The organism is Polaribacter litoreus (assembly GCF_054584775.1).
In genome coordinates, this window is the sequence record NZ_JBTLRD010000005.1 from 127391 (window position 1) to 149739 (window position 22349).

Here is a 22349-nt window from a genome sequence, read left to right on the forward strand (position 1 = left end):
TTAGTCTTTAGACGTTAGATGTTAGTTTTTTTCACTACTGTCTAACTACTAATTACTATTGACCAATCTATTTTCTAGCTAAAATTTCATCAATCATTCCATATTCTTTAGCTTCGTCTGCTTTCATCCAGTAATCTCTATCAGAATCATTATGCACTTTTTCTATAGTTTGCCCAGAATGATTTGCAATTATAGCATACAATTCGTCTTTTAACTTTAAGATTTCTCTTGCCGTAATTTCTATATCAGAAGCTTGACCTTGTGCACCTCCTAAAGGTTGGTGAATCATAATTCTAGAATGTGGTAAAGCTGAACGTTTTCCTTTTTGCCCTGCACACATTAAAACTGCACCCATAGAAGCTGCCATACCTGTACAAATTGTAGCCACATCTGGCTTAATAAATTGCATAGTATCGTAAATACCTAAACCTGCATAAACGCCACCTCCTGGAGAATTGATATAAATTGATATATCTTTATTAGCATCTACACTTTCTAAAAACAACAATTGTGCTTGTATAATATTAGCAACCTGATCATTAATTCCTGTTCCTAAAAAGATAATTCTGTCCATCATTAAACGCGAAAAAACATCCATTTGAGTGATGTTCATTTGGCGTTCTTCCATAATGTATGGGGTTAAACTACTTGTTATTTTAGTATAAGAAGTGCTACTAATACCATGATGTTTTGTAGCATATTTTTCGAACTCTTTTCCGTAATCCATTTCTCTATTCTTTTAAAGTATTTGGTTGTGTAAAGATAAGAACATTTCTCTTAATATTATGTTACAGTTTTTGGGCAAAAAAACCTGAATTTTTCAATTCAGGTTTTATCATATTTTACGATATCTCTTCTTTACTAAAGATGATAAAATACCATCAAAAAATTACTTCTTGTAAGCCTCTTTTACAAACTCTTCATAAGAAACTTCTTTTGTTTTAAAGTTGATGTTCTCTTTAAAGAAAGTCAATAATTTTTGACTAATTAATTGAGATTGTAACTTTTGCGCTTCTTCTTGGTTTTGTAAAATTCTACCAGCAATATCGTCTAATTCTTTTTCTTCTGGATTCATGTTACCAAACTGAGCCATTTGCGTTCTGATAAATCCTTTTGCGTAATCTACCAATTCAGCATAATCTAATTTAATATCGTTATCTTTCATAAGCTTACCTTCAATTAATTGATAACGTAAACCTTGTTCAGATTTTTTATATTCTTCTTTTGCTTCTTCTGGCGTTAATTCTTTTTCGCCAGCAGTTTGTAACCATTTTTGTAAAAATGCTGCAGGTAAATCGAATTTTGTATTTTCTATTAAATACTCTTGTACAGCATTTAATAAATATTGATCTCCTTGTTGTTCGAATTGCTTTTCAGCATCTTCTTTAATTTTTTCTTTTAATTCAGTTACTGTAGTAACACTACCATCAGCAAATAATTTATCGAACAATTCTTGATCTAATTCTGCTGGTTCTGTTTTTGTAATTTCTTCTACAGTAAAAGTTACAGTAATATCTAAATCGTGAATTTCATCGTGAGAAACTCCTAATAAGTGTTGTAATTTATGATTGTCTTCGAATAATTTCTTAGTTTCTAACTCAATAACATCACCTACTTTAGCACCAATAACTTTCTTTTCATTTTTCTTACCTTTTAAGTCGTTAACTAAAAAAGTACCTTTTTTATTGATTTCTTTTTCTTCGTTAACAAATGTACCAGTTACGTTAGAATGTTCAGTAGCTTCATCTAAAGAGCTCATTTTTCCATAACGAGTCTGAATGTTTTTTACTTCTTCTTCTAATAATTCATCAGTTGCAACAATATTGTATTGCTTAATTTTATTTTTTTCTGATAAATCTATTTCGAATTCTGGAGCTAACCCTAATTCAAATTCAAAAGATAAAGTATCTGCATCCCAATTAAAATCATCTTGGACTCTTGGTAAAGGATTACCTAAAATATCTAACTTTTCTTCTGTGATAAATTTATTTAAAGAATCTTGTAAAAGCTTGTTTACTTCATCAATCATTACAGATTTACCATATTGCTTTTTTACCATTCCCATTGGTACATGGCCTTTTCTAAATCCAGGAATATCTGCTTTTTTGCGGTAATCTGTTAATACTTTTGTTACTTTTTCTTGATAATCATCTGCAACAATATCAACTTTTACAACTGCATTTAATGCATCTACGTTTTCTTTTGTAATATTCATTTCTCTTTAATCTAGTTCTTAAAAAAATCGAGTGCAAAATTAATCAATTAAATTGATTTACCAAGTCTTTAAATACTTCTATTTCAGTAATTTCGTTTCAATTTATAAATTACATAACAAATTAAAAACTAAAACTATAGCAGTGATTTGAGTATAAATAAAAAAAATACTTAATTTTGCACAACTCAAATTCTTTATCATAAGAATTTTTAAACAACCAAACAAAATGCAATACAAAAGAATTCTTTTAAAATTAAGTGGTGAAGCCTTAATGGGCGATAGACAATATGGTATAGACCCAAAGCGCTTGGCAGAATATGCAAAAGAAATTAAACAAGTGATAAATTTAGGCATTGAAGTTGCCATAGTTATTGGTGGTGGAAATATTTTTAGAGGTGTTGCTGGCGCTAGTAATGGTATGGATCGTGTACAAGGAGATCATATGGGAATGTTAGCCACTTGTATTAACGGATTAGCTTTGCAAAGTGCTCTAGAAGATGAAGATGTGCATACTCGTTTACAAACCGCTTTAGAAATTAAAGCTGTTGCAGAGCCATATATTAAAAGAAAAGCAATTCGTCATTTAGAGAAAGGACGTGTTGTTATTTTTGGTGCAGGTACAGGAAACCCTTACTTTACCACAGATACAGCTGCTGTTTTAAGAGCTATTGAAATTCAAGCAGATGCTATTTTAAAAGGAACAAGAGTTGATGGAGTATATAACACAGACCCTGAAAAAGATAAAAATGCTGTAAAATTTGACAATATTACCTTTAAAGATGTAATTAGTAAAGGTTTAAAAGTAATGGACATGACTGCTTTTACCTTAAGTGAAGAAAATAAATTACCGATTATTATATTTGATATGAATAAAATTGGTAATCTGATAAAACTAGTTTCAGGAGAAAAAATTGGTACTGTTGTTGATGTTTTATAAATAAACTTTTAATTTTAGAAAGATGAACGAAGAAGTTGAATTTGTTTTAGATAGTGCTAAAGAAGCCATGAATGGTGCAATTGCCCATTTAGAAAAAGAGTTAAAATCTATTAGAGCTGGTAAAGCCACACCAGCAATGTTAAGTACTGTAATGGTAGATTATTATGGCTCTCAAACCCCATTAGCTCAGGTTGCCAATGTAAACACGCCAGATGCAAGAACATTAAGCATACAACCTTGGGAAAAAAACATGCTTCAAGAAATTGAAAAAGCAATACAAATTGCCAACTTAGGTTTTAACCCAATGAATAATGGTGATGTTATTATGATAAACGTACCACCTTTAACGGAAGAAAGAAGAAAAAACTTAGCAAAGCAAGCAAAAGCAGAAGCTGAAGAAGCTAAAATTGGGGTTAGAAACGATCGTAAAGAAGCCAATAACGAATTAAAGAAATTAGATATTTCTGAAGATATGCTAAAAATTGCCGAAGGCGAAGTACAAAAATTAACAGATAATTTTACAAAACTTATTGATGAAAAACTAGCTGTTAAAGAAAAAGAAATTCTTACCATATAACACAATTCATAACATAATTAGAAAGAGGTGTTTTTAACACCTCTTTTTTTTAGCGCTCTATTTCAAATTATGTACCTTTGCGCAAATTTTTTTAAATGAATTTCTGGACAAAAGTCGCCGGTATTATTTTAAGAAACCGCTACTTGGTTTTATTAGGTATTGCCATCATTACAGGTTTGTTAGCCTCGCAAATGCAGTACATGAAGTTTTCTTACACAGAGGCAAACTTACTTCCAGAAAATCACGAAGCAAATTTAGAATACAACAAATTTTTAGAAATTTTTGGTGAAGAAGGCAACCTTGTAATCTTAGGTATAAAAGATTCTACCGTATTTACACCTCAAAAATTTAACGCTTGGAACAAATTAGTAGACCAGTTTGATGATTTAGAAGAGATTGATTTTACTATTTCTATTGCTGATGTTCAACAATTAAAAGCAGATAAAAAGAAAAGAAAATTTGTACTTGAGCCTTTGTATGAAGATAACCCCGCAACAATTAAAGAAGTTTTAGCCATAAAAAAACAGCTTTTTGAAAAACTTCCTTTTTACGATAATTTATTGTTTAATAAAGAAACAGGAACCTTACAAACTGCTATTTACATAAAAAAGGAAATCATTAACACTCCTGTTCGTAGAGATTTTATTTTCAATACCTTAATCCCTATAATAGAAAAATTTGAAAAAGAAAATAATCTTGATGTTCGTGTTTCTGGAATGCCTTATATACGTACATTAAATGCCCAAAACATACAAAATGAAATTGGCATTTTTGTTGGTGGAGCCTTGTTAATTACTGCTATTATCTTCTTTTTATTTTTTAAATCTTTTAGAGCCACATTCATTACTCTTTTAGTAGTGATGATTGGTGTTACTTGGGCATTTGGTTTTATTGGTTTATTTAGATATGAAATTACAGTTTTATCTGCTTTAATACCTCCTTTAATTATTGTAATTGGTGTGCCCAATGCTGTTTTCTTAATTAATAAATATCAACAAGAAATCAAAAAACATGGGCAACAAGCTAAAGCACTACAACGTGTAATCTCTAAAATTGGTAATGCCACTTTAATGACCAATATTACAACTGCCTCTGGTTTTGCCACTTTTGTGTTTGTAAAGAGTAATTTATTGAGAGAATTCGGAATCTTAGCTTCTGTAAACATTATTAGTATTTTTATTTTAGCATTGTTAATTATTCCAATTATTTACAGTTTCATGCCTCTTCCAAAAGAGAAACACTTGAATCATTTAGAAAGAAAATGGATAGAGAACGTGGTAGACTGGATGGAAAAAACAGTTAGAGATCAACGAATCACTATCTACTTTGCCACGGTTATTATTATAGTTTTAAGTATTATTGGTGTTTACAAAATTAGAGTCTCTGGGACACTTATAGAAGACATGCCTAAAAGTATGGGCTTTTATAAAGATATCAAATTTTTTGAAAAAGAATTTGGTGGTATTATGCCATTAGAAATTTTTATCGATACTAAAAAAGAAAAAGGGGTTATGAAATTATCTACCTTAAAAAAGATGGATAAAATAAATGAGATTATTGAATCTTTCCCAGAACTATCTAAACCTGTATCTGTTGTAAACTTAGTAAAATACTCTAAACAAGCTTTTTACAAAGGCAACCCTAAATACTATCAACTACCATCTAATCAAGAACAGAGTTATATTTTCTCGTACACTAAAAACACGAATAGTGATGCTGGCATGCTAAAAAACTTTGTAGATTCTACTGGACGTTATGCAAGAATAACCACGTTTATGAAAGATATTGGTACTGATAAAATGGATATTATTCAAGAACGATTACAATCAGTTATTGTAAAGGAATTTCCTTCCGAAAAATTTGACGTTTCTATTACAGGTAAAGCCTTAGTATTTATTAAAGGAACCAATTATTTAATTACAAATTTAGTTTTTTCTTTATCTCTTGCTATTATTTTAATTGCCTTATTTATGGCATGGATGTTTAGATCTCCTCAAATGATTATTATTTCATTATTACCCAATATTCTTCCTTTACTAATTACAGCAAGTTTAATGGGCTTTTTAGACATCCCTATAAAACCTTCAACCATTTTGGTTTTTAGTATTGCTTTTGGTATTTCTGTAGATGACACCATACACTTTTTAGCAAAATATAGGCAAGAATTAATTGCTAACAAATGGAAAATAAAACCCTCTGTATATGGAGCTTTGCGAGAAACAGGTGTAAGTATGTTTTATACTTCTATAGTATTATTTTTCGGGTTTTTAACCTTTACCTTATCTAGCTTTGGAGGCACAATAGCATTAGGTGGTTTGGTTTCCATTACGTTATTATTGGCAATGGTATCTAATTTATTACTACTACCTTCTTTATTGTTAACTTTTGAAAAGAAAATTGCTAATAAAAAAGTTTTTAAAGAGCCAAAAATTAAGATTATCCCTCCTAATGAAGACAAGGTAATAGAGCAATAAAAAACCTTTATCTGATTTTCAGTTGATAAAGGTTCCTATAACATCTAAATTGAGGGAATCTAAAGTTTTATTAATGCCAAATTTAAAATTCTTTTTCATAGCAATTTTCTTAGTAACATTTTTCTTTTTCAATAGTACTACAAATTTATGACACAATTATACATTAATCAACTGTGTAATTACGCAGTTTTTAGTATAATTGTACTATGAAAGAGGATTTTGGAAAATATACTAGAGACCGGGTGTCTAATATTCCTTTTGATAAAGATGACCCCACATATATAGAGTACAAAGAAAAGGTGCCTCAGTTTATGGGGCAAGCTGTTTATATTTATTCTTTTCAGAAAAATAGAATGCTTTTTGCCAATGGCTGGGAAGATTTATTAGGCTATAAAGATGAAGAAATTACACTATTAAAAATAGTAAGTTGCACTTCTAAAAGACACTTTAAATTCTCTAACGAATTAAACGACAAAGCTTTACTTTTTTTAAAAAATAAAAAGAAAGATTTAGATAAATATAGCTTTACAATAGAAGTTGAAAAGATTCATAAAAATGGAGAAATTATTCCGCTATTCTCTAGAGTAGGTATTTACAAATCTTTTAATGGAACTATTTTAGAAATTATTGGAATTTCTGAAAGAATACACTCAAGAAGGCTAGGTGATATTATGCAATATGCTGCTTATGGCCCTGAAAAATCTGGATTTGAAGATACCCTAAATTCACAATTATTTAATAAATTAGGTATCTCTAGAAAAGAAAAAGAAGCATTAGAGTTGGCGGCTAAAGGTTATGCTTTTAAAGAAATTGCTGATAAATTATGTGTAAGTCAGTCTGCAATAGAAAAAAGAATTATTCCAATGTATAAACGTTTTAAAGTAAAAAGTTTACCTCATTTAATTAGTTTTGCTCACGACAATTATATCTTATAATTAAATATCAATCAGATAAATTAATTGTAGAAATTTTACAATCATTAACACCAATTTCTAGCAAAAGATCTTTCCACAGATTTACATTGTTTTTGGTTGATTGCATCTTACTTCCCAAAATCCAAATTATGTTTTTTTCTTTAAGAGTTTTTCTATTATTAGTATTTATAGGTTGATTTGTATCTATAAAACTTAATAATGTTTTTGGTGAAATTAGTGCCTCTTGTATTGGTTTACTCGGATTAATATCATCAATCAGTAAAAAATCAGCTGTTCTCCAATTCCAAATTTCGTCATTACTTAGTTTATCCTCATCAAAAAAAGCATTAAACATTTTTATCCCATTTTTATACAAACAGCTATTGTTTTTGATACTCAATTCATTAAGAATACCAACCCCTAAACTTGTTTTACCACTACCAAAATCACCATAAATTAACAGATGATTTCCATCCTTTTTTTTACTTTTTTTATACTTTTCTACTATATCAATATTTTGTTTGCTAATATTTAAATTCCACTGACTCAATCTAAACTGAAATGGATACTTTGCATTTAATTGATACATTTTTGTTAAAAACCAATACCTAGAGGCAAAAATTAAATACAAGCCCAATAAAGAAAGTACAATAATTACGGTATTATTATTGTACTCGGTAAAAACTAAGCTAAACAAAAATGCACCCAGTGCAAAAAAACAAACATCAGTAAATGTGTCAAAAGTTATATTTACCCATTTTGGTTTAAAAGGATATTTTTGTTTTTTAAACATTAAAGGCACCAAAAAATTTAGTATTTCAAACCCTAACCAAAACAAAGAAACGATAACTGCAGAAGCCACAGAATTGTATTTAGTTGAGTAGCATATTAAAAAAGAAGGTATAAAACCCAAAGCTATATGCCCAAACTGATTTGCCATCAAAGCATAAGTTAAAGTTATACCTCTATGCGAATCTTTTCCTATTAAATCTGCTTTCAGCTGTTTTAAGACATATTTAGGTGTAATGGTATTTTTCATAACAAAAAAATTATTCTCAAATATAAATTATTCTACTCAATTTTAAAATCGAGCGCAAATCCCTTCTTCACTTTCCATCAAAAAAAGTATCTTTACGTTTTAGCAAATTTTTAGAGAAAATCAAACATTATATAACATGACAGAGAAAAATGTTGCAGAAATTTTAAATTCTAACATACTTTTACAAGAAGTACAACTAAAAGGTTGGGTAAGAACTTTTAGAAGTAATCGGTTTATTGCTTTAAATGATGGTTCTACTATTAAAAATATCCAATGTGTTATCGATTTTGAAAATACAGATGAAAACACACTAAAAAGAATAACAACTGGAGCTGCAATTTCTGTTAAGGGCACCATTGTAGAAAGTCAAGGTAGAGGACAATCTGTAGAAATCCAAGTGTCAGAAATTGAAATTTTGGGAGATTCTAACCCAGACGAATATCCAATACAGCCCAAAAAACATAGCTTTGAATTTTTACGAGAAAATGCGCATTTACGTATGCGAACCAATACATTTAGTGCAGTAATGCGTGTGCGCTCTAAATTATCTTTTGCAGTGCATAAATATTTTCAAGAAAATGGTTTCAACTATGTAAACACACCTATAATTACGGGTTCTGATGCAGAAGGTGCAGGAGAAATGTTTAGAGTTACTAGTTTTGAAGATAATAAAGCCCCTGTAACTGAAGATGGTAAAATTGATTATTCTAAAGATTTTTTTGGTAAAGAAACTAACTTAACCGTTTCTGGCCAATTAGAAGCAGAAACCTTTGCCATGTCTTTAGGTAAAGCCTATACTTTTGGGCCAACTTTTAGAGCTGAAAATTCAAACACTACACGTCATTTAGCAGAGTTTTGGATGATTGAACCAGAAGTTGCCTTTATGGATTTAGCAGGTAATATGGATTTGGCAGAAGATTTTATAAAATCTGTAATCAACAATATTTTAGAAAATTGTAAAGACGATTTAGCATTTTTAGATCAACGTTTAACGCAAGAAGAAAAAAGCAAACCGCAAGCGCAACGTAGTGAAATGAGTTTACTAGAAAAATTAAAATTTGTAGTAGACAATAATTTTAAACGTGTTTCATACACAGAAGCTATTGATATTTTAAGAAATTCTAAACCAAATAAAAAGAAAAAGTTTCAGTTTCCTATTAACGAATGGGGTGCTGATTTACAGTCAGAACACGAACGTTATTTAGTTGAAAAACACTTTAAATGCCCCGTAATTTTGTTCGATTACCCTGCAAATATTAAAGCATTTTATATGCGTTTAAACGATGATGGAAAAACGGTTAGAGCTATGGATGTGTTGTTTCCAGGAATTGGAGAAATTGTAGGAGGTTCTCAAAGAGAAGAGCGTTATGAAGTTTTGGTTGAAAAAATGAAAGCGTTAGATATTCCTGAAGAAGAATTATGGTGGTATTTAGATTTAAGAAAATTTGGCACAGCTGTACACTCTGGCTTTGGTCTTGGTTTTGAAAGACTCGTGCAGTTTGCTACAGGAATGAATAATATTAGAGATGTAATTCCTTTTCCAAGAACACCTCAAAATGCTGAGTTCTAAACAAAAAAATAAAAAACTTAATTTACAAATCGTCATTCCTTTAAGAATGGCGATTTTATTTTAACCGATTTCTTATATTTGTTTATATGCTAAAGCAAAGTTTACAATACAAATTACTTCAAAAATTATCTCCTCAGCAAATTCAGCTGATGAAATTGATTCAATTGCCAACGCAGGCTTTTGAGGAACGTTTAAAACAAGAAATTGAAGAAAACCCTGCCTTAGATACAGGTAAAGAAGAATCTGATTCTTTTGATGATGATTTATCTAACGAATACGACGATACTGGTACAGAAAAGATAGATGCCGAAGATATAAATATTGATGAATATTTAAGTGATGATGAAATACCGAATTATAAAACTCAGGCAAATAATTATTCATCTGATGATGAAGAAAAAAACGTGCCTTATGCAGCAGGAACAAGTTTTCATCAATCTTTAAAAAATCAATTAAATACTTATAGTTTAAATGAAGAAGAACGCTCCATTGCAGAATTTTTAGTAGGTAGTATTGATGATAGTGGATATATTAGAAGAGAAATTATTGATTTGGTTGATGACTTAGCTTTTACTGCCAACATTTTTACTACAGAAGAAAAAGTAATTACGGTATTAAAAAAAACAGTACATACTCTTGATCCAATAGGTGTTGGCGCAAGAGATCTTAAAGAATGTTTAATCATTCAATTGAAATCGAAACAAATTACTAAAATTAGAAGTTTAGCAATAGCTATTTTAGAAGAAGCTTTTGATCATTTTGTAAAGAAACACTACAAAAAACTATTAGAAAAATTTAATATTTCTGAAGAAGAATTAAAAGCTGTAAACGCTGAAATTTCTAAATTAAATCCCAAACCTGGTAGTTCTTATGCTGGCAATAATAAACTTGCAGAGCAAATTGTGCCAGATTTTTCTATCAAAATTATAGATGGCGAATTAGATTTAACCTTAAACTCTAGAAATGCCCCAGAGTTACATGTTTCTAGAGAATATAATAATATGCTGAAAGGTTATCAAGAATCTAAAACTAAAAGCAAATCTCAAAAAGATGCTGTGTTTTTTATCAAACAAAAATTAGATGCCGCAAAATGGTTTATAGATGCTATTAAACAGCGACAGCAGACACTCTTAGTAACTATGAACACTATAATGCACTATCAGTATGATTATTTTTTAACGGGTGATGAACGTAAGCTAAAACCAATGATTTTAAAAGATATTGCAGATAAAATCAATATGGATGTTTCAACGGTTTCTAGAGTTGCTAGTAGCAAGTATGTTTCTACTCCTTATGGTACTAAATTAATTAAAGAGTTTTTTTCTGAATCTATGAAAAATGATCAAGGAGAAGACGTATCTACTAAAGAAATTAAAAAAATATTGGAAACTGTTATTGCAGAAGAAGACAAAAAGAAACCTTTAACTGACGAGAAATTATCTAAAATTCTAAAAGAAAAAGGGTATCCAATAGCAAGACGTACTGTTGCCAAATATCGCGAACAATTAGAGTTACCTGTAGCTCGTTTACGCAAAGAGATTTAGTGCGATTTCATAAATCTATATCAACCATATTGCATCCAATTGTATTTCCTACTATTGGTGTAATGCTGTATTTTTTATTAACTACAAACAATTATTTGAGCAACCAAAAATTTGCCATTTTAAGTGTAGTGTTTATTTTTACCTATTTGGTTCCACTTTTAATTCTTATTCTTTTTAAGAAACTAGGAATCATCAAAAGTTATAAGACCGAAAGTATTAAAGAAAGAAAGTTGCCAGTAGCACTAATGATTGTTCTTTTTTATTTAATAGGAAATACAATGAATAGCGCTACAAATTTGAGAGATTTGGGCTTACTTTTTTACGCGACTTCTATAGGGTTATTGTTTATTTATATATTGTTTTTTTTTAAAATAAAAGCGAGTATTCACCTGCTTTCTACAGGTATTTCTGCAGGTTTTTTTATGGTTTTAGGACATAATTATTCTCAATCCTATTTAATTATTATCATTATTGTTTTTTTATTATCAGGAGTAATAGCCAGTGCAAGACTACACCTAAAAGCACATACACACAAAGAAATATATATTGGTTTTTTTGTAGGGATGCTAACCCCAATTGTTCTCAACTATATCTATAATATATAGAAAATTAGTCCGAATTTTAAAATTGATGAATTTATTTCCTCTCCGCTAATAACTGCATTATTGAATATTGAAGTCAGGCTGTAGTAGATATTCACGTTAAATTCGTCATAACCTGCAGAAAGTGTTAATCCATATTGAAATTGATTATAGCTACTAACATTAGTATAAGAAATAGTATTTGAATTTTCTTCAAAATTAAACGTGTTAGATAGGTTGTATAAGAGCTTAACTCCAGCATAAACACGCCAAAAATTGTATCTTTTTGCTGTTGATGTTCTCCACCTTAACTCAAAAGGAAACTCTATATTATGCGATTTAAAGACGTTTGCAGCCAAACTTTGGCCCCTACTAAAAAAAGTAGTAGCGTTACGCTCTTCTACTTTTAATTCATGATTAAAAAAATCAAATCCATAACCGACACCTAATGCTATTGCTACATTGCCTTGCTTGTTTAAAATAATATCTTTTATAAAACCTGTTGAAAGCCCATAAGAGAAACCGCTTTTGCTTATTGGTGATGGTTGATCAAACAACTGGGCATAAGATATCGAAACATATATTTGATCTTCAGCATATCTGTCTCCAATTTGCAAAGAATCTTTTTGGGCCAGTAGATTAGAAACACAAAATAGTATCCATAAAAAATTTATTATTTGTTTCATTTCTAAATTTAATGAATATAAATATACATTTTTTATAATAGGCTTACCAAAAAATAACAGAAATAAAAAAAGGTTAACTGTGTATAGTTAACCTTTTTTAAGAACTGTATTTTATAATTCTAATTCTTAGATCCAGCAGTAGATGAATAGTTAATTTTAAGAGCGTTAACATCTCTTAATTTTAGTCTAATATCTATAATAGTACCTACATTAGATTCTTTATCAGCCTTTATAGAAGTAGTCATAAAAGGATGTAAAGCTTCTGCTAATTTATCTCTTTTACTAAAAATAAAAGCAGGCACTTGATCTGCAGTTGAAATTTTATCATTTAACTGAATTTTATTATATCCTACACCATCTCTATTAGGGTCTTTAGATTTACCTACATAAATAGTGCTTACCAAACTTTTATCTTCTAATTTCTTAATTTCAGTTGCAGAAGGCAACCTAGGGTTTTCAATTACTAAATTTGTTTCTCTCATAGTTGTAGTAACCATAAAGAAAAATAGTAACATAAAAACAATATCTGGCAAGGCTGCTGTATTTACAGCAGGTATTCCTTTTTTCTTTTTTCTAAATTTAGACATAGTTTCTTGTTTTAAATTTAATTAATTAGGAAGTTGGTTCAGCATCTGAAATAATCTGAGGATAGGATTTCTTGATATCTTCAACTTTCACTTTCAATTGCTCAGATAATCTTTTGGTATCAGCACTTTTCTTAGCGTCTTTATATTGCTCTTCTAGTTCATCAAAAGAGATTCCATATCGTTGTTTAGACAATCTATTTCTTAATTCGCTGTAAGCCCTCAACAACTCATTCTGCACTTCAATATAAACCCCGTAATCTGTACCTCTATCACTTTGCACAGAGATAATTGCTTTGTTAGGATGATCAGAAGACTTATCACTTCTTTCACCTTGGCAATAGTCACAAGGTTTACCTGGTGTACCATCTTCTCCTGGCTTACCAATTCCACCTCCATTATCAATAAACTTTAAAGCTGCGTCTTTAATGTCTTTGATTTCCATTGGTTCATTTTCAACAAGAAGTTCATTATTTCTGTTGATATTTACCTCAAAGATATTTTTTTCTTTAATTACAGGTGGCACATAATCTGCTGGTGGTTTTTCTGACAACTTCTTAGAGACACCTGAATCTACATTCATGGTAGTAGTTACTAAGAAGAAAATTAATAACAGAAAAGCAATGTCTGCCATAGAACCTGCGTTAATTTCTGGATTTTCTCTTCTTGCCATATATTATGATTTAACTAATCCTTTTAATAAATCTACAATAAAAAATGCTCCAGCAATGATTAATAGTATTGTACTATACCATATTCCTGCGCCTACCCATCTATTTACAGATGACCCTTCTTCTCCTCCTGGTAAAACATTTAATCCATTTGCATCATATACAACTGAACTGTCTGACAAGAAGTAAGCAATAAATAACAACACTGCTAACACTGCTAAACCTCCTAAAGTTTTCTTTAGGTTCTCTGGATTTCTTATTAAACTCCAAAGAGATAATAATATTGTAATTACAACACCAGCAATAAACAACCAAAATGAAAATGAAATTAGTGGGCTAACCAAACTATTTTGTACATCAACATTGGTTTCTATTACCTCTGCATCTTCCGAAAATATTCTTACAAAAAGAATACCTCCAATAAGTGCTATTAAAGTAATTCCAATATTTAAAATTTTACTACTTTTCATATTGAATATTATTTTTTATACTTTACTAATAAATCTACCAATGATATAGATGCATCTTCCATATTGTTTACAATACCATCGATTTTTGCAACGATATAGTTGTAAAATATTTGAAGAATAATAGCCACAATTAAACCAAATACAGTAGTTAATAAGGCAACTTTAATACCACCTGCAACTACGGCTGGAGAGATATCGTTTGCTACAGCAATGTCGTTAAATGCTCCAATCATACCAATTACAGTACCCATGAAACCAAGCATTGGTGCTAATGCAATAAATAAAGAAATCCAAGAAACGTTTTTCTCTAATTGTCCCATTTGAACTCCACCATAGGCAACAACTGCTTTTTCAGCTTCTTCTACACCTTCATCAACTCTATCTAAACCTTGATAAAAAATAGATGCAACAGGCCCTTTTGTATTTCTACAAACTTCTTTAGCAGCTTCTACACCACCAGAACTTAAAGCATCATCTACATTTGCTAATAATTTTTTAGTGTTAGTTGTAGCCATATTCAAATAAATAATTCTTTCAATGGCAATAGCTAAACCTAAAATTAAAGCTACCAATACAATTCCCATAAAACCTGGCCCACCATCAATAAAGTTTTGCTTTAATATTTGGTGAAAGGTTTGTTCAGTTTCTGCAGCTTCTTGCGCAAAAGAGGATTGTACAGCTCCAAAAAACATAAATCCTGTTACAGATAAGACATTTACTACTTTTTTCATCTTAGTTATAAATTAATTTTAATAGTTATTAACGGGTTAAAGATATAAATTTTCGTTCCAAAAAAAGAAATAATATTGTTATTTATGATTTTTTTGGTCAGAATTTCTCTCATTCCTTTTTAAGAGACTGCCAAGTAACAAAAAATGTAAAGCATAAAAAAATTTTTTTTAGCTATTTATTGCTTTTTGGGCATTTTGTTGCTAAAAAAAATTTGTTCTGATTAAATTTTCGCTATTTGTTCTCTTATGTATCAGAAATCTCACCTCGTAAAGATTTTTCATAGTAGTATATAAAGTCTTTTTTTGACAGGTTTTTATGCAGCAAGTACATTAATTTTGCCACGGCAGATTCTGTAGTAATGTCTTTTCCGCTAATTACACCGATCTTTTTTAAAACCATACTTGTTTCGTAGTGGCCTTGTACCACACTACCTCCTTCGCATTGTGTTACATTTACTATTTTGATGTCTTTTTCAATTGCTATTTTTAACAAGTTTAAAAACCATTTTTCGTTTGGTGCATTACCAGCGCCATAAGTTTCTAGCACAACACCTCTTAAATTTTCTATGCTTAAAATACTTTGCACTGTTTTTTGCGTAATTCCTGGAAATAATTTTAAAATTACAATATCGTTTACCAAATCTTTTCTAACCACCAATTCTTTTGGGCTGTTTACTTTATTAATGTAGTGATGGTTAAAGTTTAAGTGTACCCCACTTTCTGCAAGTGGCGGATAATTTAAAGAACTAAACGCTTCGAATTGTTCTGCATTTATTTTTGATGTTCTGTTTGCTCTGTACAATTTATACTCAAAATACAAACATACTTCTGATATAATTGGTTTTTGATTTTCTTGTGCACATGCAATTTCTATAGAAGTAATTAGGTTTTCTTTGGCATCTGTTCGTAAATCTCCTATTGGTAATTGAGCTCCTGTAAAAATAATGGGCTTTTGTAAATTCTCAAACATAAAGCTTAAGGTAGATGAAATGTAAGACATGGTATCTGAACCTGTAAGAATTACAAAACCATCAAACTGATTGTAATTGTTTTCTATTATTTCTGCAATTTCTTTATAATAATGTGTGTTCATATTTGATGAATCCATAGGCTCATCAAAAGAAATCGTTTTGATATTACAATTTAATTGTTCTAATTCTGGAATCTTTTCTACAATTTGACTAAAATCAAATGCTTTTAGCGCATTTGTTTTATAGTCTTTTATCATACCTATTGTACCACCTGTATATACAATTAATATGTTTGGTTTTTTTGCCATTTTGACATCTATTTCTTAAAAAAATATTAATTTTCGACTACTATATTATGTCATTAGTTGATTTAATTCCATAAAAATGGAATTGGAATGCTTTATGTTGTAAATTTATCAAACAAAAATCGATACACAATTTAAAACCTTATAAATATGTTACAGTTTTATATATTAATTGGTGCAATTTCTTTAGTAAGTTGGTTAGTAAGTAATCAATTGAAACAAAAGTTTAAAAAATATTCTCAGTTAAGTTTAAGAAATGGAATGAGTGGTGCAGAAATTGCTACCAAAATGCTTGCTGACCATGGTATTTTTGATGTAAAAGTAATTTCTACTCCTGGTAGATTAACAGATCATTACAACCCAAAAGACAAAACTGTAAATTTAAGTGAGGCTGTTTACAGTCAAAGAAATGCTGCAGCTGCAGCTGTTGCTGCTCATGAAGTTGGTCATGCTGTTCAGCATGCAAAAGCCTATCAATGGTTAACTTTACGATCTCAATTAGTACCCATTGTTAGTATCTCTTCTAATTTTTCTCAGTGGTTAGTAATTGGCGGGCTAATTTTAGGTGTTGCTACCAATTCTACTGGTGGATATGGTATTGGTTTTTATATTGCCATAGCTGGTTTGGCAATGATGGCTTTAGCAACTTTGTTTAGTTTTATTACACTACCTGTAGAGTATGATGCTAGCAATAGAGCTTTAGCATGGTTGAAAAATAAAAATATGGTTTCTCAACAAGAATTTGAAGGTTCTAAAGATGCTTTAAAATGGGCTGCAAGAACTTATTTAGTGGCTGCTTTGGGTTCTTTAGCCATGTTGTTGTATTGGGGAATGCAAGTTTTAGGTAGCAGAGATTAAATATTGATTTTTTTTGTTGCAAAAGATACATTTAAAATGCTTTGATTTTCAAGGCATTTTTTTTTGTGGGAAACTATTTGAATAATTTCAGCGTCTTGTGTTTAAAGAAAAAGAATATCTGTTTATCGGAAAAATAACCCAATTCATCAGATTTCGATTTCACAACTTCTAATAATCAACCAATTTTGAAGTGTAAAACACAACGTATGAAAACTAAAATCACCACTTTATTTATTATTTTATGTACACTATCTATTTTTGCACAACACAACATCAACGGAAAAATTGTTGATGCGCAAAATACACCTTTACCATTCGCAAATATTGTGTTACAAAAAATAGATGCAGAAGCAAAACCAAAAGGCACTGTTTCTGATGAGAATGGAACATTTTTCTTTGATAAAATTGCATCAGGAAAATACAAAATAGAAATTTCTATGCTAGGCTTTAAAACCTATAAAATTTCTGAACTTGATTTGAACACCAATAAAACGTTCAACATTACACTACAAGAAGAAACACAAACTTTAAATGAAGTGGTTGTAAAAAGCAAACGACCAGTAATCAAACAAACCGCAGAAAAACTAATTGTAGATTTAGAAAAATCGGAAATGATTAATACCAATTTGCAAGATGTAATGCGTAAAATTCCTGGAGTTTTGGTAACCAATAACGGAATTTCTATTGCAGGCAATAGAGGTGTTCGAATTTTAATCAACGGAAAAACTACTGAATATATGGATGTGGAAACGCTTTTAAGAGATTTTCCTGCAGACAATATTGCTAAAGTTGAAGTTGTAGAACAACCTGGTGCTGAATATGAAGCTTCTGGTTCTGGTGCTATCATCAACATTATTCTAAAGAAAAATGTAAAACTTGGTACTTATGGAAGTGTAAATTCTTGGGTTGGTGAAGACCAAGGTTTTGAATGGGGTTCAGGCTTTTCAATTGCTAGTTATAAAAACAAACTAAATTGGCAATTGAGTACAGGGTATTCTCAACCCACTTGGAGAGAGGATTTATTTTTGATTAGAACAGTTGGAGAGGAAACATACAATCAAGTAACTAGAGAACCTTACGATCCTGATAATTTTAGATTTGGTGGTAGTTTAGATTATTATATAAGTGATAAACATTCCATAGGAATTGGAGGGCAAATTAACACGAGAGATTCTGACAGAATAGCAAGTAGTAAAACCATTATTTCTGATGAAAATTCTACAAACACTTTGTTTTCTGAAAATAGTTTTAATAGGCAAAGAACCACCTTTAACATCAATCCCTATTACGAATACAAAACAAACACAGACAAATTATTGATTGATTTTAATTATATAGATTTTGTAAACGATAACACCAATATTTTAAGTGATGCTGCTGGCAGTACAATTGATTTTACAAACAGAAAGTACATACAAGATGGCACCTACAACATAAAAACTTATAGAATAGACTATACCAAAACATTCTCAGATAATTTTAAACTAAGTGCGGGTTCTCGTTTTGCTGATGTAGCTACAGATAACGATTTACAAGCGTTCTCTGAAACCAACAATATTTTTGAAAAAGACATTGCTGAAAGTAGCCGATTTGTAATTGACGAAACCATCTTAGCTTTTTATGGAAAAATAAATGCAAAAATGGGAAAATGGTCTTTTTCTGGTGGTTTACGTTATGAAGATAGTAATACAAATGGTACTTCTACCTTTATAAAAGATGGAAATCAGGTAACTGAAATTCAAAAACGTCCGATCCAAAAAATATTTCCAAGCGCATCTATTAGCAGAAAATTAACCAATGTTTTAGGCGCAAGCGTATCTTACAGTTATAGAATTCAAAGACCTTCTTACAGTAGCTTAAACTCTTTTCAACAATTCTTAGATCCGTTTTCTGCAAATGAAGGTAACCCTACTTTAAGACCTTCTTTTACCAACAATTATCAATTTAATTTAACATACGATGGTCAACCTTTTTTTACCATCGGATATAGCAAAACTGATGACGCCATCTCTCAAGTAATCAGCCAAACAAATTCTACTGCACAAATAAGACAGCAAGAAACCAATATTGATGCATTATATAATTGGAATTTTAGATTGTTTGCACCTGTAAATTTTGCCAAAGGTTTAGATGGTTTTACCGGAATTATTGTAAATAACAACAATTTTGCTGCCACCATTTTAGATGATGATAACATTGGTGAATCTTTTAAAATAGATTTGAGCAAATGGAATTTAATTTGGTTTATTCAAGCGAGTTACCAATTGCCTTGGGATATTAATTTAGAAGTAAGTGGAAATTATGGTACTGGTGCTTTAGAAGGGCAAATTGAAGTAGATTGGTTGGCAGAATTGGATTTTTCTTTTGGTAAGAAATTTTTAGATGATAAGTTAAAAGTAAATCTTGGTTTTAATAAAATGTTAAACAGAGGTTTTGTAGGAAATATTGATTATGGAAATGGAACTGCTTGGGTAGAAAGCAATGGTTCTCGACAAAATGTTCAATTACGCTTAGTATATAGTTTTGGTTCTAAATTCGGAAAGAAAAAATCTCGTAGAAATACCAATAGAGACGAACAAAACAGAATTAATGACAGTAATTAATATATTTGTTTGATGAACACAAAGCTAAACAAATCTGACTACGTTATTCTCGCTATTTTTTACCTAATAAGTGTTACTCTAAATATTTTTGATTATCTAGATCAAGACGCAACTTTACTAGAATATTTGGTAGATATCCCTATGTATGTTATCACTTCTTTTTTGGGACTGCTTGCGTTTGTGTATATCATCATCCCAAAGTATTTGATTAAAAATAAAAATTATATTCTTTTTGTTGTACTTGGGTTATTGGTAATTACCTTAATTGGAGTTGTAGAAAGAGTAGTTGGTTTTGCTACAGGTAATAATGAATGGAGTAAATTTCCGAATGCTTACAATTTAATTTTATATGCCGTTTTTAACGGCTCAGATTCTGTTGGTCTTATATTAGGAATAATAATAACTAAGAAATTTTACGAATCTCAAACTCAAATTTCTAAAATAAAAGAACAACAAAAAGAAAACGAATTAAAATTGTTACGGTCTCAAATTGATCCACATTTTTTGTTTAATAATTTAAATACATTAGACAGTTTAATTGATAGCAACCCAGAAAAAGCTAAAGAATACATCAATAGGTTATCGTTAATTTACAGGTATTTAATTCAAACAAAAGATGCTGAAGTTATGGAACTTGGCAAAGAAATTGACCTCGGCAAAAACTATATTTTTTTAATTCAAACTCGTTTTGGTAATGATTACGAGTTTACCATCAATAAAAATATTTCTTTAGCTAATAAATTTATTCCTACAGGCGCATTGCAAACACTGTTAGAAAATGTGGTAAAACACAATAAATCAGATGGTACAAAGCCCATTAAAACAACAATTCAAATTCATAAAGGCTGGTTGATTATAACCAATACAAAATCAAAAGTAATTCCGCAAAAAGAATCTTTTGGCACAGGCTTAAAAAACCTAAAAACTCGTTACCAATTATTATCGGACGAAAAAATACAAATACTAAATACAGACACAAAATTTGAAGTTTTTATTCCTATAATTGAGTTGAGTAATTAAACTAGACTATAACCATTGTAAAATAATATTTTAGGTAAAGCACCCTTTTAAAACCTCTACTTATCAATAAATAAAAAAACGCATTATAAAACACATAACATATATTCTAATAACTCTTTATTATTCATTAAGTTTCGGGCAACAAAAAGAAATTGTTTTGGTAGGTACAATGCATCAAGTATCAAGGATTTTAAAAAATAATTAAGCTGAAAAAATTATAAAGATTGATCATAGTACGAGTACTTTTTATACATTTATAATGATTTTAAAATATATGAAAGAAGTACGATGATTTTTGAGCAAAAAGAAATACAGTTACCACCGTATAAAAGAGGTTTTCATTCTATAACTTCAACTATAATTAAGGCGTTTCCTGAAATAAAATCCATAGAAAAAGGATTTTTTAAAGTATTTATTAAACATACATCAGCAAGTTTAACGATTAATGAAGATGCAGACCCTAGTGTGCGTGTTGATTTTGAAAGTCATTTTAATACTATAATTCCAGAAAATGCGCCTTACTATATCCATACTTACGAAGGAAGTGATGACATGCCAGCACATTTAAAAACATCTATTTTGGGCTGTTCTGTAGAGATACCTATTACTAATGGGCGTTTAAATTTAGGAACTTGGCAAGGTATTTATTTGTGCGAACATAGAAATTATGGAGGTAGAAGAAAATTAGTAATTTCTGCTTTTGGTATTTAACAAATGTTCAATTTAGTTAGCAGTAATGCATGTCGTTTTTGTCTACGTAGTAATCACAACAAGTACAAATGATTATTAATTTTTAGAAGCAATCAATTGCTTTAAAATAGTTTCTACACCAAAATTGTTATTACTTTTAGTTGTAAATTTTGCAATTGCTTTGATATCTTTATGAGCATTACCCATTGCAAAACTCAACCCAGCTTCTTCCATCATTTCTATATCATTATGATAATCTCCAAAAACTAAGGTTTCTTCTTTAGTAACATTTAAAAGTTGTTGTACTTCTTTTAAAGCATTGCCTTTGTTGGCCTTTTTATCAGAAATATCTAACCAATTGATGCCGGATATTTTTAGTAATATGCCATCATTTAAATCTTTTACAACAGGATAAATATAGTGTTCGGAAGAGTCAAAATGATATACAGCAATTTTAAATACAGGCACAGTTTTGGCAATTGTCATCAAATCGTCAACCTGTTTAAAACTATGATAATATTCTTGAAATAATTGTATAAAACGCTGGTCTGTACTTTCTATATACGCTGCGTCATCACAACATAAAACCATATTTGTGCCTTCAATTTTTCGTAAAACCGGAATTAAATGGATTACTTTTTCAGCTGATAAAAAATTTGAAAGCAAAACGTTAGTGCCTTTTTTGGCAACACCACCATTTTCGGCAATCACATAAATATCGTTTTTAATACTATCTAATTTAGCAACAATGCTATTATGTTGTCTTCCACTAGCAGCACAAAATGTAATATTATGTTGTTGTAATTGTGTAAAAAGGTTAAAAAAATCGTTACTTACCTCACCTTTAGTATTTAATAAAGTGCCATCCATATCAGAAACGACAAGTTTTATTTTTGAAAAATCAATCAT

21 protein-coding genes are annotated in these 22349 nt (G+C 29.9%); 11 read left to right on the forward strand and 10 right to left on the reverse strand.

The genetic code is table 11. From position 1 onward, the window contains the following. Window positions 1-67: 67 nt before the first annotated feature. Both clpP and tig read right to left on the reverse strand, forming a co-directional pair. The gene (gene clpP, locus ACW9UN_RS05650; protein WP_397445264.1) at window positions 68-727 is read right to left on the reverse strand and encodes an ATP-dependent Clp endopeptidase proteolytic subunit ClpP; all 660 of its coding nucleotides are present in this window, start codon (window positions 725-727) and stop codon (window positions 68-70) included. A 162-nt stretch (window positions 728-889) separates the two neighbouring features. After that, the gene (tig, locus tag ACW9UN_RS05655) at window positions 890-2215 is read right to left on the reverse strand and encodes a trigger factor (RefSeq protein WP_459484690.1); all 1326 of its coding nucleotides are present in this window, start codon (window positions 2213-2215) and stop codon (window positions 890-892) included. A gap of 226 nt (window positions 2216-2441) precedes the next feature. On the opposite strand from tig, the gene pyrH reads away from it, so the two are divergent. From pyrH to ACW9UN_RS05675, 4 genes are all read left to right on the forward strand, one after another. Beyond that, the gene (gene pyrH, locus ACW9UN_RS05660; protein ID WP_459484693.1) at window positions 2442-3152 is read left to right on the forward strand and encodes a UMP kinase; all 711 of its coding nucleotides are present in this window, start codon (window positions 2442-2444) and stop codon (window positions 3150-3152) included. A gap of 22 nt (window positions 3153-3174) precedes the next feature. After that, a complete protein-coding gene (frr, locus tag ACW9UN_RS05665) occupies window positions 3175-3729 on the forward strand; it encodes a ribosome recycling factor (protein ID WP_459484695.1) in 555 nt (184 codons plus the stop codon). 95 nt (window positions 3730-3824) lie between these two features. Further along, a complete protein-coding gene (locus tag ACW9UN_RS05670) occupies window positions 3825-6203 on the forward strand; it encodes an efflux RND transporter permease subunit (protein WP_459484698.1) in 2379 nt (792 codons plus the stop codon). A 206-nt stretch (window positions 6204-6409) separates the two neighbouring features. Continuing rightward, the gene (locus tag ACW9UN_RS05675) at window positions 6410-7138 is read left to right on the forward strand and encodes a LuxR C-terminal-related transcriptional regulator (RefSeq protein WP_459484700.1); all 729 of its coding nucleotides are present in this window, start codon (window positions 6410-6412) and stop codon (window positions 7136-7138) included. 7 nt (window positions 7139-7145) lie between these two features. Here ACW9UN_RS05675 and ACW9UN_RS05680 read toward each other — a convergent pair whose 3' ends face one another. Continuing rightward, window positions 7146-8156 carry a P-loop NTPase family protein gene (locus tag ACW9UN_RS05680; RefSeq protein WP_459484701.1) on the reverse strand — a complete coding sequence of 337 codons (1011 nt, stop codon included), beginning with the start codon at window positions 8154-8156 and terminating at the stop codon, window positions 7146-7148. Between the two features lie 136 nt (window positions 8157-8292). Here ACW9UN_RS05680 and asnS point away from each other — a divergent pair, with 136 nt between their 5' ends. From asnS to ACW9UN_RS05695, 3 genes are all read left to right on the forward strand, one after another. Then, complete coding sequence (gene asnS, locus ACW9UN_RS05685) at window positions 8293-9726, forward strand: asparagine--tRNA ligase (protein ID WP_459484703.1); 1434 nt, start codon at window positions 8293-8295, stop codon at window positions 9724-9726. Between the two features lie 86 nt (window positions 9727-9812). Continuing rightward, the gene (rpoN, locus tag ACW9UN_RS05690; RefSeq protein ID WP_459484706.1) at window positions 9813-11270 is read left to right on the forward strand and encodes an RNA polymerase factor sigma-54; all 1458 of its coding nucleotides are present in this window, start codon (window positions 9813-9815) and stop codon (window positions 11268-11270) included. Continuing rightward, window positions 11270-11875, forward strand: a complete 606-nt coding sequence (locus ACW9UN_RS05695; RefSeq protein ID WP_459484707.1) for a hypothetical protein — start codon at window positions 11270-11272, stop codon at window positions 11873-11875. The genes rpoN and ACW9UN_RS05695 overlap by 1 nt, the downstream gene beginning before the upstream one ends. On the opposite strand, the gene ACW9UN_RS05700 is transcribed toward ACW9UN_RS05695, so the two are convergent. From ACW9UN_RS05700 to ACW9UN_RS05725, 6 genes are all read right to left on the reverse strand, one after another. Next, the gene (locus tag ACW9UN_RS05700) at window positions 11863-12537 is read right to left on the reverse strand and encodes a porin family protein (RefSeq protein ID WP_459484710.1); all 675 of its coding nucleotides are present in this window, start codon (window positions 12535-12537) and stop codon (window positions 11863-11865) included. The genes ACW9UN_RS05695 and ACW9UN_RS05700 overlap by 13 nt on opposite strands. A 119-nt stretch (window positions 12538-12656) precedes the next feature. After that, a complete protein-coding gene (locus ACW9UN_RS05705; protein WP_459484711.1) occupies window positions 12657-13124 on the reverse strand; it encodes an ExbD/TolR family protein in 468 nt (155 codons plus the stop codon). 25 nt (window positions 13125-13149) lie between these two features. Beyond that, window positions 13150-13794 (reverse strand): ExbD/TolR family protein, encoded by a 645-nt coding sequence (locus ACW9UN_RS05710; protein WP_459484714.1) that lies wholly within the window; start codon window positions 13792-13794, stop codon window positions 13150-13152. 3 nt (window positions 13795-13797) lie between these two features. Then, window positions 13798-14262 (reverse strand): hypothetical protein, encoded by a 465-nt coding sequence (locus tag ACW9UN_RS05715; protein WP_459484716.1) that lies wholly within the window; start codon window positions 14260-14262, stop codon window positions 13798-13800. An 8-nt stretch (window positions 14263-14270) separates the two neighbouring features. After that, window positions 14271-14993 carry a MotA/TolQ/ExbB proton channel family protein gene (locus tag ACW9UN_RS05720; RefSeq protein ID WP_459484719.1) on the reverse strand — a complete coding sequence of 241 codons (723 nt, stop codon included), beginning with the start codon at window positions 14991-14993 and terminating at the stop codon, window positions 14271-14273. Window positions 14994-15237: 244 nt separating this feature from the next. Continuing rightward, window positions 15238-16272, reverse strand: a complete 1035-nt coding sequence (locus ACW9UN_RS05725) for an asparaginase (protein ID WP_459484721.1) — start codon at window positions 16270-16272, stop codon at window positions 15238-15240. 147 nt (window positions 16273-16419) lie between these two features. Between ACW9UN_RS05725 and ACW9UN_RS05730 the strand changes: the two genes are divergently transcribed. The 4 genes from ACW9UN_RS05730 (at window position 16420) to ACW9UN_RS05745 (ending at window position 21461) form a co-directional block, all read left to right on the forward strand. Beyond that, window positions 16420-17127 carry a zinc metallopeptidase gene (locus ACW9UN_RS05730; RefSeq protein WP_459484722.1) on the forward strand — a complete coding sequence of 236 codons (708 nt, stop codon included), beginning with the start codon at window positions 16420-16422 and terminating at the stop codon, window positions 17125-17127. 206 nt (window positions 17128-17333) lie between these two features. Then, the gene (locus tag ACW9UN_RS05735) at window positions 17334-19730 is read left to right on the forward strand and encodes a TonB-dependent receptor (RefSeq protein ID WP_459484724.1); all 2397 of its coding nucleotides are present in this window, start codon (window positions 17334-17336) and stop codon (window positions 19728-19730) included. A 12-nt stretch (window positions 19731-19742) separates the two neighbouring features. Beyond that, window positions 19743-20750, forward strand: coding sequence for a sensor histidine kinase (locus ACW9UN_RS05740; RefSeq protein WP_459484727.1), 1008 nt, complete (start codon window positions 19743-19745; stop codon window positions 20748-20750). A gap of 288 nt (window positions 20751-21038) precedes the next feature. Further along, a complete protein-coding gene (locus tag ACW9UN_RS05745; RefSeq protein WP_459484730.1) occupies window positions 21039-21461 on the forward strand; it encodes a secondary thiamine-phosphate synthase enzyme YjbQ in 423 nt (140 codons plus the stop codon). Window positions 21462-21536: 75 nt separating this feature from the next. Here the strand turns inward: ACW9UN_RS05745 and ACW9UN_RS05750 are convergent, their stop codons facing one another. Beyond that, entirely contained in the window at window positions 21537-22349 is an 813-nt protein-coding gene (locus tag ACW9UN_RS05750; protein WP_459484732.1) for an HAD family hydrolase, read from the reverse strand.

Bases quoted from the DNA above. Each gene is read 5' to 3' on its own strand.
- clpP (WP_397445264.1), bottom strand. From the start codon at position 727: ATGGATTACGGAAAAGAGTTCGAAAAATATGCTACAAAACATCATGGT.
- ACW9UN_RS05745 (WP_459484730.1), top strand. From the start codon at position 21,039: ATGATTTTTGAGCAAAAAGAAATACAGTTACCACCGTATAAAAGAGGT.
- ACW9UN_RS05740 (WP_459484727.1), top strand. From the start codon at position 19,743: ATGAACACAAAGCTAAACAAATCTGACTACGTTATTCTCGCTATTTTT.
- ACW9UN_RS05670 (WP_459484698.1), top strand. From the start codon at position 3,825: ATGAATTTCTGGACAAAAGTCGCCGGTATTATTTTAAGAAACCGCTAC.
- ACW9UN_RS05720 (WP_459484719.1), bottom strand. From the start codon at position 14,993: ATGAAAAAAGTAGTAAATGTCTTATCTGTAACAGGATTTATGTTTTTT.
- ACW9UN_RS05750 (WP_459484732.1), bottom strand. From the start codon at position 22,349: ATGATTGATTTTTCAAAAATAAAACTTGTCGTTTCTGATATGGATGGC.
- ACW9UN_RS05675 (WP_459484700.1), top strand. From the start codon at position 6,410: ATGAAAGAGGATTTTGGAAAATATACTAGAGACCGGGTGTCTAATATT.
- frr (WP_459484695.1), top strand. From the start codon at position 3,175: ATGAACGAAGAAGTTGAATTTGTTTTAGATAGTGCTAAAGAAGCCATG.
- ACW9UN_RS05725 (WP_459484721.1), bottom strand. From the start codon at position 16,272: ATGGCAAAAAAACCAAACATATTAATTGTATATACAGGTGGTACAATA.
- ACW9UN_RS05730 (WP_459484722.1), top strand. From the start codon at position 16,420: ATGTTACAGTTTTATATATTAATTGGTGCAATTTCTTTAGTAAGTTGG.
- asnS (WP_459484703.1), top strand. From the start codon at position 8,293: ATGACAGAGAAAAATGTTGCAGAAATTTTAAATTCTAACATACTTTTA.
- tig (WP_459484690.1), bottom strand. From the start codon at position 2,215: ATGAATATTACAAAAGAAAACGTAGATGCATTAAATGCAGTTGTAAAA.
- pyrH (WP_459484693.1), top strand. From the start codon at position 2,442: ATGCAATACAAAAGAATTCTTTTAAAATTAAGTGGTGAAGCCTTAATG.
- ACW9UN_RS05710 (WP_459484714.1), bottom strand. From the start codon at position 13,794: ATGGCAAGAAGAGAAAATCCAGAAATTAACGCAGGTTCTATGGCAGAC.
- rpoN (WP_459484706.1), top strand. From the start codon at position 9,813: ATGCTAAAGCAAAGTTTACAATACAAATTACTTCAAAAATTATCTCCT.
- ACW9UN_RS05680 (WP_459484701.1), bottom strand. From the start codon at position 8,156: ATGAAAAATACCATTACACCTAAATATGTCTTAAAACAGCTGAAAGCA.
- ACW9UN_RS05705 (WP_459484711.1), bottom strand. From the start codon at position 13,124: ATGTCTAAATTTAGAAAAAAGAAAAAAGGAATACCTGCTGTAAATACA.
- ACW9UN_RS05700 (WP_459484710.1), bottom strand. From the start codon at position 12,537: ATGAAACAAATAATAAATTTTTTATGGATACTATTTTGTGTTTCTAAT.
- ACW9UN_RS05735 (WP_459484724.1), top strand. From the start codon at position 17,334: ATGAAAACTAAAATCACCACTTTATTTATTATTTTATGTACACTATCT.
- ACW9UN_RS05715 (WP_459484716.1), bottom strand. From the start codon at position 14,262: ATGAAAAGTAGTAAAATTTTAAATATTGGAATTACTTTAATAGCACTT.